This is a genomic window from Streptomyces sp. NPDC020917, from assembly GCF_044333795.1.
Taxonomy (GTDB): domain Bacteria; phylum Actinomycetota; class Actinomycetes; order Streptomycetales; family Streptomycetaceae; genus Actinacidiphila.
Genome location: NZ_JBIRRR010000001.1, coordinates 175,553 through 189,039 on the forward strand (window position 1 = coordinate 175,553; position 13,487 = coordinate 189,039).

Annotated in this window: 10 protein-coding genes and 1 pseudogene; 8 read left to right on the forward strand and 3 right to left on the reverse strand. The window is 72.0% G+C overall.

Going from position 1 to position 13,487, the window contains the following annotated elements; translation table 11 throughout:
* Positions 1 to 1,146 precede the first annotated feature (1,146 nt).
* On the reverse strand, positions 1,147 to 1,428 hold the full coding sequence (locus ACH4TG_RS00700) for a hypothetical protein (protein ID WP_398239378.1): 282 nt from the start codon (positions 1,426 to 1,428) through the stop codon (positions 1,147 to 1,149).
* A gap of 148 nt (positions 1,429 to 1,576) precedes the next feature.
* Between ACH4TG_RS00700 and ACH4TG_RS00705 the strand changes: the two genes are divergently transcribed.
* The 4 genes and pseudogenes from ACH4TG_RS00705 to ACH4TG_RS00720 all read left to right on the forward strand — a co-directional run bounded on the left by ACH4TG_RS00705 (position 1,577) and on the right by ACH4TG_RS00720 (position 5,207).
* Positions 1,577 to 1,798, forward strand: coding sequence for a GntR family transcriptional regulator (locus tag ACH4TG_RS00705; protein WP_398239379.1), 222 nt, complete (start codon positions 1,577 to 1,579; stop codon positions 1,796 to 1,798).
* Positions 1,799 to 1,838: 40 nt separating this feature from the next.
* Positions 1,839 to 3,176: pseudogene (locus ACH4TG_RS00710) on the forward strand (ComEC/Rec2 family competence protein); the annotation flags it as partial.
* Between the two features lie 58 nt (positions 3,177 to 3,234).
* Entirely contained in the window at positions 3,235 to 3,852 is a 618-nt protein-coding gene (locus ACH4TG_RS00715) for a helix-turn-helix domain-containing protein (protein WP_398239380.1), read from the forward strand.
* Positions 3,849 to 5,207, forward strand: a complete 1,359-nt coding sequence (locus ACH4TG_RS00720) for an MFS transporter (protein WP_398239381.1) — start codon at positions 3,849 to 3,851, stop codon at positions 5,205 to 5,207. The genes ACH4TG_RS00715 and ACH4TG_RS00720 overlap by 4 nt, the downstream gene beginning before the upstream one ends.
* A gap of 34 nt (positions 5,208 to 5,241) precedes the next feature.
* On the opposite strand, the gene ACH4TG_RS00725 is transcribed toward ACH4TG_RS00720, so the two are convergent.
* Entirely contained in the window at positions 5,242 to 5,481 is a 240-nt protein-coding gene (locus ACH4TG_RS00725; RefSeq protein ID WP_398239383.1) for a hypothetical protein, read from the reverse strand.
* Positions 5,482 to 5,535: 54 nt separating this feature from the next.
* Here ACH4TG_RS00725 and holA point away from each other — a divergent pair, with 54 nt between their 5' ends.
* Positions 5,536 to 6,522 (forward strand): DNA polymerase III subunit delta, encoded by a 987-nt coding sequence (holA, locus tag ACH4TG_RS00730; RefSeq protein ID WP_398239385.1) that lies wholly within the window; start codon positions 5,536 to 5,538, stop codon positions 6,520 to 6,522.
* A 253-nt stretch (positions 6,523 to 6,775) separates the two neighbouring features.
* Here the strand turns inward: holA and rpsT are convergent, their stop codons facing one another.
* Entirely contained in the window at positions 6,776 to 7,042 is a 267-nt protein-coding gene (gene rpsT, locus ACH4TG_RS00735) for a 30S ribosomal protein S20 (protein ID WP_398239387.1), read from the reverse strand.
* A 207-nt stretch (positions 7,043 to 7,249) separates the two neighbouring features.
* Between rpsT and lepA the strand changes: the two genes are divergently transcribed.
* The 3 genes from lepA to ACH4TG_RS00750 all read left to right on the forward strand — a co-directional run bounded on the left by lepA (position 7,250) and on the right by ACH4TG_RS00750 (position 13,119).
* Positions 7,250 to 9,133: a translation elongation factor 4 gene (gene lepA / locus ACH4TG_RS00740; protein ID WP_398239389.1), complete on the forward strand. Its 1,884-nt coding sequence runs from the start codon at positions 7,250 to 7,252 to the stop codon at positions 9,131 to 9,133.
* 126 nt (positions 9,134 to 9,259) lie between these two features.
* Positions 9,260 to 11,143 (forward strand): AMP-dependent synthetase/ligase, encoded by a 1,884-nt coding sequence (locus ACH4TG_RS00745; protein WP_398239391.1) that lies wholly within the window; start codon positions 9,260 to 9,262, stop codon positions 11,141 to 11,143.
* A gap of 194 nt (positions 11,144 to 11,337) precedes the next feature.
* Complete coding sequence (locus tag ACH4TG_RS00750; protein ID WP_398239393.1) at positions 11,338 to 13,119, forward strand: SpoIIE family protein phosphatase; 1,782 nt, start codon at positions 11,338 to 11,340, stop codon at positions 13,117 to 13,119.
* Positions 13,120 to 13,487 lie beyond the last annotated feature (368 nt).

Sequence of the window (13,487 nt, forward strand, 5' to 3'; positions counted from 1 at the left end):
TTCCACGGTGACCACTTGTCAGCGGCGGAGCTTCGCCTTCTCGCTGAAGTAGCCGCCGGCAAGGCCGAGTCCCCGCATATCGACCAGGAACGGGCCGTTCGTCTGCTGGCGGGATTGCCCGTAAACAACGAGTAGTTAGGACGCTTTAGATGAGCGCATTTATCAATGGAGCGGCAACCGTAACCACCACTGCTGCGGTGCTGTGCACTGTCAGCGCCCCCTCTGCCGGAATCGTCGTGACCAACCAGGGGACCGATGATGTGTACCTGGGCGGTCCTGGTGTGGTCCCGAAGCAGGGTATTCGGGTGGCCGCTGGCGCCACCGTAACGGTCCCATTCGCGTACTCACTCGACGCTGACTTGTACGCGGTCGCTGCTTCTGCTTCGTCCGCTGTTTCCTGGCTCAAGTCTCACTAGGGCCCCTGCCCGCTGATCACGGGTAGGACGGATCGGCGCTCCCTTGCTGCCCTTCCTCCCAGCGGGGTTGAGTGCCGGTCCACTTACTTAGGAGGAATATTTGAGATCGCGAGACTGGCTAGGCGCACTCGCGCTTGTCGCTGCGCTGGTTGCAACCGCATCCGCCGAGTATGGGTTAGCCCGTGCCTCTGGCTTCGGTGCAATCGTCGCCGGATGCGTCCCGGGTGCACTGGATGTGTACGCACTCCGCGCATTCGCCGTGAAGCGCGATGTACCCGCCGTTGTAGTTGCGTTGATCGCCACCAATGCAGCGGCGCATCTGGTTGCATCCGGTGCGTTGCCCGCATCCGCCCCGCTGACTATTGCGGTTTCGGCTATCGCCCCGCTGGTTCTATGGCGCGTCAAGTCCCTGGGGGCCGCACCAACACCCCTGAGTGCCCCTCAGGAGGCTGCGGACGCCCCGGAGATAGTCCCGGAGGCTCCACCCGCTGTAGAGCCGCCTACGGAGCCCACAGGGACGCAGTCCGCGCCGGATGCAGACCCGCTGATTGCAACTGCACGCCAGATGCAGCGAGATGCGGGCAGGATTCCGACGCTGCGTGCACTCCAAACGGAGTTGCGTGTTGGCCAGCAGCGCGCCCAACGCATCCGGGCTGTACTCGCAGCCTAGATGCACTAAGCCCCGTACTGCCTACTTGGCGGTACGGGGCTCGTTGCATTTCTGGGGGTGTCAGCCGCTCAGCCGCTGCCCCCGGGATTCGGAGATAGTCAGCACGTCACGAAGGCTTGCCCTGAGTTGGCGGACCACGAAGCGCATTTCAAACAGATCGGCGTCAGCCATTTCGGGACGCCCTGACAGGTTGAGCACGTGTTCAGCGTTGGCAGTCAGGTCCGCTTCCACCTGATCAGCAATGCGGGACAGGGGACTGTCACCCTCTTGACCCGTTACGAGGTATGTGGGCTTGCCTTCCGCTGATGACCACGGAAGCAGCCGGGCGGTAGTGTCGCTCATGGGTCGACTCCAATCCAGTCGATCAAGCCCCTTGGTTCGCCGTTCGCGCGGTGTCCAGGGGGCGTCTTGCTGTCCAGGGTCGGTATACCCCGGTACACCGAAGCGTACTCCGGATGCGCGGTATGCGGCAGTGCGCTGAAGTGTGCCCATGGACATCGATCGGACTCGGGCCATGTGGCCTCAGATTGCCGCCGAGATCATCCGGCGGATTCGCGAAGGCGAGTACGCGTCCGGCGCCAAGGTCCCCAGTGTTGTGCAACTCGCTGACGAATTCGACGTGGCCAACAGCACCGCGCAACGGGCCATGGAGGCTGTCCGGGCCGAGGGGCTGACGCGCAGCGAGCAGGGCATGGGGACGTTCGTCCTCTAAACCCGCTGGTCAGGGTTGGTGCAAGGGTGTATGCTCTGCTATGGCCCGGTCCTACGGGTTCGTCCTGTCCGTGCTGGCCGCCGGCTCGCTGCTGACGTTGGCGCCGGGATGGACGACCGCGCTGATCGCGCACGGGGTGCCGCCGCACCTCGCGGCGGGTCTCGCGGCGGCGGGTGCCGCGCAGGCGGTGTGCGGTCCGGTGCTGGTGCTGCTGACGTCGCCCGTCAGCCTGGTCGGCGTACCGTGCAACCTGCTCGCGGAGCCGGCCGTCGGCGCCGCCACCGTGCTCGGTTTCGCCACGCTGGCGGTGCACCCGTTCGTGCCGTCGGCGGCCGGCGCCCTGGCCTGGCTCGCGGGCTGGCCGGCCGGGTGGATCGCGGCGGTCGCGCGGCACGCCGCAGCCCTGCCCGGTGCGCAGGTCGGGTGGCCGGGCGGACCGGCGGGGGGCCTGCTGCTCGTGCTGGTCACGGTCGCCGCGGTGGGATGCGGCCGCCCGTTGCTGCGCCGCCCGTGGCTGTGCACGGCGTGCGTGCTCCTGCTGCTGTTCGCGCTGCTGCGCCCGGTGCCGCTGCCGATGCCGCGGCCGGAGGGGGCGTGGCCGCCGGCGGGCTGGCGGTTCGCGATGTGCGACGTCGGCCAGGGGGACGCCCTGGCCCTCGCCACCGGTCCCGGCAGCGCGGTCGTCGTGGACACCGGACCCGACCCGGCGCCGGCCGACCGCTGCCTGCGTGCGCTGCGGGTGACCACGATCCCGCTGCTGATCCTGACCCACTTCCACGCCGACCACGTGGACGGCCTGCCCGGGGTGCTGCGGGGCCGGCGGGTGGGGGCGATCGAGACGAGCGTGCTGGACGCGCCTGCCGGGGCGGCCGCGCAGGTGCGCAAAGAGGCGGCGGCCGCCCACGTACCGGAGTTGCGGGCTCAGGTGGGGGAGGAGCGGCGGGTCGGGCCGGTGGAGTGGCGGGTGCTGTGGCCGCCGCCGGCGCCCGACGAACTGCCGGACGACAACCCGAACGACGCCAGCGTGGCGCTGCTGGTCCGCACCGGGGGACTGACGCTGCTGCTGATGGGCGACCTGGAGCCGTCCGCGCAGGAGGAGTTGCTCGCGGAGGTGCCGGACCTGCCCCGGGTGGGCGTGCTCAAGGTCGCGCACCACGGATCAGCGCACCAGGACCCGGCCCTGTTCGCCCGGGTCCGCCCGCGGCTGGCCCTGATCTCGGTGGGCGCGGGCAACAGCTACGGCCACCCGAGCCCCCGCACCGTCGCGACGCTGCGGGCACTGGGCGCGGTGGTGCTGCGCACCGACACGGACGGCCCGGTGGCAGTGGCCGGGGACAGCCCCGGCGACCTGCGCGCGGTCACCGGGAAGGGGGGCTAAAGACTTCTTTCTATAGGAACCCTTGTAAGCATCTCTTTGTAAAGATACCTTTAGATACATGCCGGAGGAGAAGCACATGGAAGCGAAGGTCGAGCTCACCGATCCCCGCGCGCTGCGCGCGTACGCGCATCCGACGCGGATGACGCTGGCCGGGCTGCTGCGGCGCGAGGGGCCGCTCACCGCGACCCGGGCCGCGGAACTCACCGGCGAGTCCGTGGCGAGCTGCTCGTACCACCTGCGGATCCTGGCCAAGTACGGGCTGGTGGAGGAGGCCGATCCGGGCGGCCCGGGCCGGGAGAAGCCGTGGCGGGCCACCGCCCAGTACACCAACTGGCCCGGCTACTCCGAGGATCCCGCGGTCGCCGAGGCCGCCGACGCGCTCACGCTGGCCGTCGCGGAGAACCAGTTCGCGCGGATGACGCGGGCCCTGGAGATGCGCCGGCAGCTGCCTCGCGAGTGGCAGGAGGCCGAGCGCTACACCGACGTGACGCTGTACCTCACCGCTGAGGAGCTGACCGGCCTCGGGGAGCGGATCGACGCCCTGGTGGCCGAGTACGCCGACCGCAGCACCGACCCGTCGCTGCGGCCCGAGGGAAGCCGCCGTGTGCCGTACCTGCAGATCGCCTACGTCGCCCCCGATCCCGACCCGCCGGCGCCCGCCGGGGAGGACCGGTGAGCGCGGCCGGCGCGCTGCGGGCCGTCTCCCGCCGGGCCCCGGCTCTGCTGCACGACCGGCAGTTCCGGCGCTACTGGACCGGGCAGAGCGTGTCGTTCCTGGGCGACGAGATCACCTTCCTCGCGCTCCCGCTGGCCGCCGTGCTCGTGCTGCACGCCGACGCGGCGCAGATGGGCTGGCTGTCCATGGCCGGGCTGATGCCCGCGCTGCTGTTCTCAATGGCGGCCGGTGCCTGGGCGGACGGCCGGGGCGACCGCCGATCGATCATGATCGCCGCCGATCTCGGGCGGGCCGCCCTGATGGTGTCGGTCCCGCTCGTGTACGCCTTCGGCGGGCTCACCCTGTTCCAGCTCTACGCGGTCGCCTTCGCGATCGGCACGCTCGCGGTGGTCTTCGACGTCTGCAACGCCACGCTGTTCGTCTCGCTGGTCAAGCCCGAGCAGTACGTCGAGGGCAACTCGCTGGGCAACGGCAGCCGGGCGTTCTCGTTCGTCGCCGGGCCGAGCGCGGGCGGGCTGCTCGTGCAGGTGCTCGCGGCGCCGGTCGCGCTGCTCGTCGACGGCCTCTCCTACCTGGTCTCGGCCGCCACGCTGAGCCGGATATCCCCCGAGGAGCCGCCCGCCGCGGTGCCGGAGAAGGGCCACTTCTCCGCCGGACTGCGCTTCATCGGCCGCAATCCGGTGCTGCGCGCCCTGGTGGCCTCGGCGGCCACGGTGAACTTCTTCAACTTCATCTTCCACACCCTCGTCGTCCTCTACGCCGTCAAGGCGCTCGGGCTGAGCGCCGGCACGCTGGGCGCGGTGGTCGGCGCCGGCGCGGTGGGCGGGGTCCTGGGCGCGGTGCTGACCGGGCGGATCGTGCGCCGCATAGGCATAGGGCCGGCGGTCGTGCTCGGCACCTTCGGCTTCCCCGCGCCGCTCGTGCTGGTGCCGCTGGCCGGCGGGCCCAAGGCGGCGGTGCTCGCCCTGCTCTTCACCTCGGAGTTCCTGTCCGGGTTCGGGCTGATGCTGCTCGACATCGGCAGCGGCTCGATCCAGGCCGCGGTCGTGCCCAACGAGCTGCGGTCCCGGGTCTCGGGCGCGTTCCGCACGGTGAACTACGGCATGCGGCCGCTCGGTGCGCTGCTCGGCGGCCTGCTCGGCACCGCGATCGGGCTGCGGCCCACCTTGTGGATCGCCACCGTCGGCGGCGCGCTGAGCCTGCTGTGGCTGCTCCCCTCGCCGGTGCCGAGGATGCGCCGGCTGCCGGACAAGGCCGTTCTGGCGGACCGTGCGGGCGCCGCCGCCGAGGCGGCCCAGCGCGAGGCGGACGCGCAGCCCGAGGCGGACGCCCAGCCCGAGGGCGCCAGGCCGTGACGCGCGCCGGCCGGACGGCCCGGTGCCGGCGGCGCTACTCCAGCCACCCCTCGAAGTCCGCGGCCACCGCGTCCAGCTCCGCGGTGTCGAGCGCTCCCTCCGGGACCTCGACAACGACCAGCCACTGGGCGTCCTCCGCGTCGTCCTCGCCCGCGAGCGAGTCCCGGACCAGGCGCGGCTCGGCCGGCAGCGGGTAGCGGGAGGCCAGCAGCTCGGCCACCTCCTCCGCGGCGTCGCGGTCGGGCAGGACGAGGACATGGGTCTCAGCGCTCACCCCGGCATTGTCCCCGGGCGGCGTTGTCGGCGGCGCATGGGATGCTGGTCCGCGATGGCCAGGAAGACCGCACCCGACGACGTCCTCGCTCCGCTCACCCTCGCCGTGGGCCAGGAGGAGCTGCTGCTCGACCGCGCCGTGCGCGAGGTGGTGGTGGCCGCCCGCGCCGCCGACCCGGACACCGACGTGCGCGACCTGACCTCCGACGCCCTGCAGCCCGGCACCCTCGCCGAGCTGACCAGCCCGTCGCTGTTCGCCGAGCGCAAGGTGATCGTCGTCAGGAACGCCCAGGACCTGTCCGCGGACACCGTCAAGGAGGTCAAGGGCTACGTCGCGGCGCCCATCGAGGAGGTCGTCCTGGTGCTGCTGCACGCCGGCGGCGCCAAGGGCAAGGCGCTGCTGGACGCGGCACGCAAGGCCGGCGCCCGCGAGGTCGCCTGTCCGAAGATGACCAAGCCCGCCGACCGGCTGGCGTTCGTCCGCGCCGAGTTCCGCGGCCTGGGCCGGTCGGTGACACCGGAGGCCGCGCAGGCACTGGTCGACGCGCTCGGCAGCGATCTGCGGGAACTGGCCGGCGCCTGCGCTCAGCTGGTCGCCGACACCGACGGCACCATCGACGTCGCCGTGGTCGGCCGCTACTACACCGGCCGGGCCGAGGCCACCGGCTTCGAGGTCGCGGACCTGGCGGTCACCGGCCGCGCCGCCGAGGCGTTGGAGCGGCTGCGCTGGGCGCTGTCCGTGGGCCAGCCGCTGCCCGGCATCACCTTCGCGCTCGCCTCGGGCGTGCGCGCCATCGGCAAGCTCGCCTCCGCCCCGCGCGGCGCCAATCCCGGGCAGCTCGCCCGCGACCTCGGCATGCCGCCGTGGAAGATCGACCGCGTCCGGCAGCAGATGCGCACCTGGAGCGCGGACGGGGTCTCCGTCGCGCTGCGCGCGGTCGCCGAGGCGGACGCCGCGGTCAAGGGCGGCAGCGCCGATCCCGCCTACGCCCTGGAGAAGGCGGTCGTCACCATCGCCCGCGCCGCCCGCTCCCGCGGCTAGCGAAGCCGCCCCCGGCCCCGCCGCGGGGACCGCCACCACCACGGCAGAAACACCACCGCCCGCCCGGGAATCCCGGGCGGGCGGTGTGACGTGCTTCGCTCAAGCTCCTGTGGTCCTCCCCGCCGCAGCCACGTGGCGAACGTCCGCGTGCGGTGGGTCGATCCCGGCGATGCCGGTCCGGGCGGTAGAGGGGCCGCTGATTCCGGTTTCCGGCGGTGCCGCAGACCGCTGGTTCACAAGGTGCAGAGGATGATCAGCCCTCGATCGAGGAGACCGACTGGGCCAGCGCCGACTTCTTGTTGGCGGCCTGGTTCTTGTGGATGACGCCCTTGCTCACGGCCTTGTCGAGCTTGCGGGCGGCGGAGCGGGCGGCAGCGTTCGCCTTCTCCGCGTCACCGGCGGCCACGGCCTCGCGGGTACGGCGGATCGCCGTCTTCAGCTCGGACTTGACGGCCTTGTTGCGCTGGCGCGCCTTCTCGTTGGTCTTGTTGCGCTTGATCTGGGACTTGATGTTCGCCACGAAAGAGCCTTCTCAGGTTCGTCTGCCGTGCGGCAGATGCTCCGGTTACCGATCGGTGAGCGTCTCGGGTAGAGGGCACGAGACGCAGCGGCCCAGGCTACCAGCAGGCCGTCATCGCTCCCAAACCGGAGCAGGCCCCGGCTCATGGGACTATGGACAGCAACGTACAGGTAGCAACGTAACGTGTCTCAAGAAAATGGACCCTGCGTGCCCGCGATCCCTTCCCATGTGCCGCACAACGTGCCGCAGCCGAGCCGTACCGACCCGGCGCTGATCCGCAATTTCTGCATCATCGCCCACATCGACCACGGCAAGTCGACGCTGGCCGACCGGATGCTGCAGCTCACCGGCGTCGTCGACCAGCGGCAGATGCGCGCCCAATACCTCGACCGCATGGACATCGAGCGGGAGCGGGGCATCACGATCAAGTCCCAGGCCGTCCGGTTGCCGTGGGCTCCGACCGCCGGGGACGAGGCGGGCCGCACCCATATCCTCAACATGATCGACACCCCGGGCCACGTCGACTTCACCTACGAGGTGTCCCGCTCGCTCGCCGCGTGCGAGGGCACCGTCCTGCTGGTGGACGCGGCCCAGGGCATCGAGGCGCAGACGCTGGCCAACCTCTATCTGGCGATGGAGAACGACCTGACCATCGTCCCGGTGCTGAACAAGATCGACCTGCCGGCCGCCCAGCCGGAGAAGTTCGCCGAGGAGCTCGCCAACCTCATCGGCTGCGACCCGGACGACGTGCTGCGGGTCTCCGCGAAGACCGGCGTCGGCGTGGACGCGCTACTGGACCGGGTGGTGCGCGACGTGCCGGCCCCGGTCGGCGTCAAGGACGCCCCCGCCCGCGCGATGATCTTCGACTCGGTCTACGACTCCTACCGCGGTGTCGTCACCTACGTCCGGGTCATCGACGGCCAGCTCAACCGGCGCGAGCGGATCCGGATGATGTCCACCGGCGCCACCCACGAGCTGCTGGAGATCGGCACCAACTCGCCCGAGATGCTCCCGGCCGACGGCCTGGGCGTCGGCGAGGTCGGCTACCTGATCACCGGCGTGAAGGACGTCCGGCAGTCCAGGGTCGGTGACACCATCACCAGCCAGCAGGCCGGCGCCACCGAGCCGCTGGGCGGCTACAAGGACCCCAAGCCGATGGTGTTCTCCGGCCTGTACCCGCTGGACGGCTCGGACTACCCGGAGCTGCGCGAGGCGCTGGACAAGCTGCAGCTCAACGACGCGGCGCTGGTCTACGAGCCGGAGACGTCCGCGGCCCTGGGCTTCGGCTTCCGCTGCGGCTTCCTCGGCCTGCTGCACCTGGACGTGATCCGGGAGCGCCTGGAGCGCGAGTTCGGCCTCGACCTGATCGCCACCGCGCCCAACGTGGTCTACCGGGTGATCATGGAGGACGGCACCGAGCACGTCGTCACCAACCCCAGCGAGTTCCCCGAGGGCAAGCTCGCCGAGGTGTACGAACCGGTGGTGCGCGCCACCGTGCTGGCGCCCACCGAGTTCATCGGCGCGATCATGGAGTTGTGCCAGAACCGGCGCGGCTCGCTGCTGGGCATGGACTACCTGTCCGAGGACCGCGTCGAGATCCGCTACACCCTCCCGCTGGCCGAGATCGTCTTCGACTTCTTCGACCAGCTGAAGTCCAAGACCCGCGGCTACGCCTCGCTGGACTACGAGCCCACCGGCGAGCAGAGCGCCGACCTGGTGAAGGTCGACATCCTGCTGCACGGCGACAAGGTCGACGCGTTCTCCGCGATCACCCACAAGGACAAGGCGTACGCCTACGGCGTCCGGCTGGTGGCCAAGTTGCGGGAACTGATCCCGCGGCAGAACTTCGAAGTACCGATCCAGGCGGCCATCGGCTCCCGGGTCATCGCCCGCGAGACGGTGCGCGCCATCCGCAAGGACGTGCTCGCCAAGTGCTACGGCGGCGACATCTCCCGCAAGCGCAAGCTGCTGGAGAAGCAGAAGGAGGGCAAGAAGCGGATGAAGATGGTCGGCAGCGTCGAGGTGCCCCAGGAGGCCTTCATCGCGGTGCTCTCCACGGACGAGGGCGGGGACGGCAAAGCCAAGAAGTGAAGAGTGCTTCACGATTACAAACCACCGGCGTCGCCCTCTTACGCGCTGGCCGTCGGCGCTCTACCCTGATCCGACCGATTAGGTTACTGGTGAGTTAAGAAGGCCCTGAGCGGCCCGGAGGTAGTCGTGACCGACACACAGACGTTGCTGGAGAACCGGCCGCCCTCCGTGGCCACGCTCTTCCTGGAGCGCGTCGCCGCCACCCCGGACGCCGAGGCGTACCGGTACCCGGTCCCGGCGGAGAGCGGTCAGGGTCCCGACGGCTGGAACTCCCTCACCTGGGACCAGGCCGCCGGCCGCGTGTACGCGATCGCGGCCGGCCTGATGGACCTGGGCGTGCGGCCCGAGGAGCGGGTCGCGATCGCCTCCAACACCAGCGTCGACTGGATCCTGGCGGACCTCGGCGTGCTGTGCGCGGGCGCGGCCACCACCACGGTCTACCCCAGCACCAACGCCGACGAGACCGCGTTCATCCTGGCCGACTCCGGCAGCCGGGTGCTCATCGCCGAGGACGCCGGCCAGCTCGCCAAGGCCCGGGCGCGCCGCGCCGAGCTGCCGGAACTGGCCCATGTGGTGGTGATCGACCCGGCCGGCGCCGCGGACACCGAGGGCGACGGCTGGGTGCTGTCGCTGGAGGAGCTGGAGAAGCGCGGCGCCGCCTACCTGGAGGCGCACCCGTCGGCGGTCACCGACGCGGTCGCCCGCATCACCAAGGACCAGCTCGCCACCCTGATCTACACCTCCGGCACCACCGGCCGCCCCAAGGGCGTCCGGCTGCCGCACGACGCCTGGGCCTACATGGCCCGCGCGATCCAGTCGATCGACCTCATCCACGAGGACGACGTCCAGTACCTGTGGCTGCCGCTCGCGCACGTCTTCGGCAAGGTGCTCACCGCCGGGCACATCACCGTCGGCCACGTCACCGCGGTCGACGGGCGGGTCGACAAGATCATCGAGAACCTGCCGGTCGTCCAGCCCACCTACATGGCGGCCGTGCCGCGGATCTTCGAGAAGGTCTACAACGGCGTGGCGGCCAAGGCCCGGGCCGGCGGCGCCGCCAAGTACAAGATCTTCCAGTGGGCCGCCGAGGTCGCCCGCGAGTACGCCAAGACCACCCAGAACAGCATGCGGCTCACCGGCACGCCGACCGCGCCAGTGGGGCTGCGGGCCAAGCACGCGCTCGCCGACAAGCTCGTCTACGCCAAGCTGCGCGAGGCGTTCGGCGGCCGGCTGCGGGCCTGCGTGTCCGGCTCGGCGGCCCTCGCCCCGGAGATCGGCTACTTCTTCTCCGGCGCCGGCATCCACATCCTGGAGGGCTACGGCCTGACCGAGTCCAGCGCGGCGAGCTTCGTCAACCCGGGCGAGTCCTACCGCACCGGCACCGTCGGCAAGGCGCTGCCCGGCCTGGAGGTGCGGATCGCCGAGGACGGCGAGATCCTGCTGCGCGGCCCCGGCATCATGCAGGGCTACCACGGCCTGCCGGAGAAGACGTCCGAGGTCCTGGAGCCGGACGGCTGGTTCCACACCGGCGACATCGGCGAGCTCTCGCCCGACGGCTTCCTGAAGATCACCGACCGCAAGAAGGACCTGATCAAGACCTCCGGCGGCAAGTACATCGCGCCCGCGGAGGTCGAGGGCCAGTTCAAGGCGGTCTGCCCGTTCGTCAGCAACGTGCTGGTCGTCGGCGGCGGCCGCAACTTCTGCACCGCCCTGCTCGCGCTCGACGAGCCGACGATCCTCGGCTGGGCGCGGGAGAACGGCCTGGAGGCCCGCGAGTACGCCGACATCGTCGCCACCGAGCAGGTCCGCGAGCTGATCCAGGGATACGTGGACCAGCTCAACGAGGGCCTGCAGCGCTGGCAGCAGGTCCGCCAGTTCCGGCTGCTGCCGCGCGACCTCGACGTCGAGCACGGCGACCTGACGCCCAGCCTGAAGCTGAAGCGGCCCGTGGTGGAGCGGGAGTTCGCGCCGCTCATCGAGGAGATGTACGCGGGGTCCCGCGAGGCGTGACCGGGGCCGCCGAAGCCGGCTCGTTCCCGCGAGGCGGCTTGCGGGCGTCTTCGGGGCGTCCTGGGGGCGCCGCGCGGGCGGAGGGTAGTCGATGAACGGCCCGGGCAGGGGCGAACCCGCCGGAAGGGGGCACGAAGGAGGGAGTCGCCCGCCGGCTCGCGCCCCGGACTGCGCTCCGGTGCCAGGCTGGGCACGTGAGCCCCACCGCAGCGGTGGCCCGAGCGCACGGCCGGGCCACCGGCACCAGCCTCCCCGGTAACGAGCTCGCCGCCGGCGCGGCCCGCAGATTCCTGCGTGCCGCGCTCGCGGAGTGGGCCGATCCCTACTTCGCCGACCGCGTCATGGACGACGGCACGCTGCTGGTCAGCGAGCTGGTCACCAACGCGGTGGTGCACGCCGGCACCGCCGTCGAACTCGTCTGCCGGCTGGACCCGGCCGAGTCGGCGCTGGTGCTGGAGGTCACCGACCGGCACCCCGCACGGGCGCTGCGCGGCGACCGCGCGGCGGGTGACCCCGGGCCCGGCCCCCACGCGTCCGCCGACCTCGCGCACGATCTCGCGCACGACCGGGCCGAGGGCGGACGCGGGCTGTACCTGGTCGCCACGCTCGCCGACACCTGGGGCGTGACCTACCGGCGCGACCGCAAGACCGTGTGGTGCAGGATCGCGCTGACCGGCGAGCCCGAGCCCGAGGCCCGCATCCCCGCGCAACTGCTGGCGCCCAGCCTGCCGAGTCTGCCGCGGCGCGCCGACCCGGACTGGGCGGGCCGCGGCCCGCTGTCGTTCCTGGCCGAGGCGTCCGACCTGCTCGCCGGCCAGCTCGACGAGGACAACGTCGCCTCGCTCGCCACCCAGCTGCTGGTGCCGCGGCTCGCCGACTGGTGCGCGGTCTGGCTCCACCCGGGCGGCAACCGCCCGCGCCTGGCCCATGTCTGGCACAGTGCGGAGCACCACATCGACGGCCTGCGGGCGGCACTCGAGAAGGCGCCGCCCGCGCCCAGCGACCGGCCGGGCGCCCAGCCCTACCCGTGGCCGCGCGACGCCGGGGCCGCCCTCGCCGTGCCGCTCATCGCCACCGGCCGCTGCCACGGCACCCTGCTGCTCGGCGCCGCCGCCTCGCGCGGCGGTCTGCCCGACGGCGCGCTCGGCCTCATCGAGGACTTCGCCCGCCGCGTCGCCCTCGCGCTCGGCACCGCCCGCCAGTACGCGCGCCAGGCCATGATCAGCACCGTGCTCCAGCGCGGCCTGCTGCCGCCCGCCACCGGCCGCATCCCCGGCGTCGAGCACGCGGTCGTCTACGAGCCGACCGGCGGCGACTGGGTCGGCGGCGACTTCTACGACCTGTTCCCGGCCGGCGACGGCCGCTGGTGCTTCGCGCTCGGCGACGTGTGCGGGAGCGGCCCGGAGGCCGCGTCGCTCGCCGGGATCGCCCGCCCCGTGCTGCGGCTGCTGGCGCGCGAGGGGTACGGGGTCTCCGACGTGCTGGACCGGCTCAACAAGGCGCTCGCCGACGAGGCGGCCACCGCGCTGCTCGCCGAGACCGCGGCGTGGGACGGGCAGGCGCGGTTCCTGTCCCTCCTGTACGGGGAGATCACGCCGGGCGCGCCCGGACGCGGCGCCCAGGTCACGCTCGCCTCGGCCGGCCACCCGCTCCCGCTGCTCCTCGCCCCCGACGGCACGGTGCGGCCTGCGGCCACGCCGCAGATGCTGCTCGGCATCTCCGACGACGCGCGGTACGCGAGCGAGAGCTTTGCGCTGGCGCCGGGCGACACGCTGCTGTGCGTGACCGACGGGGTCACCGAGCGCCGCCATGCCGGGCGGCAGTTCGACGACGACGACGGGCTCGCGGCGGCTCTCCGCGGCTGCACGGGGTTGCCTGCGGCAGGCGTTGCGGAGCGCCTCCGCGAGGCTGTGCACGACTTCGACGAGACGCCGCCCGCCGACGACCTCGCCCTCCTCGTCCTCCAGGCCCTCTGATTCTCGCCCTCCGGGCCGCGGTTCGCCGTGACCGGGTTGCCTCCACCCTTCTCCGGGCCGGGCCCTCGCCTGGGTTCACCCTGCGGTGTGCGGCACGCCGTCCAGGGCGCCCTGGGACTGGTTCACCCTGCGATGTGCGGCAACCCCCGAGGGGCGCGGGGAACTGCGCGCTCAGCCACGACGGTGCCGCGCGCTTGCACGGCGAGGTGCGCCCCGCAAGGGGCGCGAGGAACTGCGCGAGCAACCGGCCACCGGCCGGTGGTCCGGAGCGGACCGATCTGCCCCTTCGGGACGGTGGCCGGGCGCGGCGCCGCGCTGGCTGGTCGCGCAGTTCCCCGCGCCCCTGCGGGGCACGTCCTGCCCCGTGG

Coding starts and splice junctions, on each gene's coding strand:
- holA (WP_398239385.1), top strand. CDS start 5,536: ATGGCCAGGAAGACCGCACCCGACGACGTCCTCGCTCCGCTCACCCTC.
- ACH4TG_RS00700 (WP_398239378.1), bottom strand. CDS start 1,428: ATGAGCGACACTACCGCCCGGCTGCTTCCGTGGTCATCAGCGGAAGGC.
- ACH4TG_RS00705 (WP_398239379.1), top strand. CDS start 1,577: ATGGACATCGATCGGACTCGGGCCATGTGGCCTCAGATTGCCGCCGAG.
- ACH4TG_RS00715 (WP_398239380.1), top strand. CDS start 3,235: ATGCCGGAGGAGAAGCACATGGAAGCGAAGGTCGAGCTCACCGATCCC.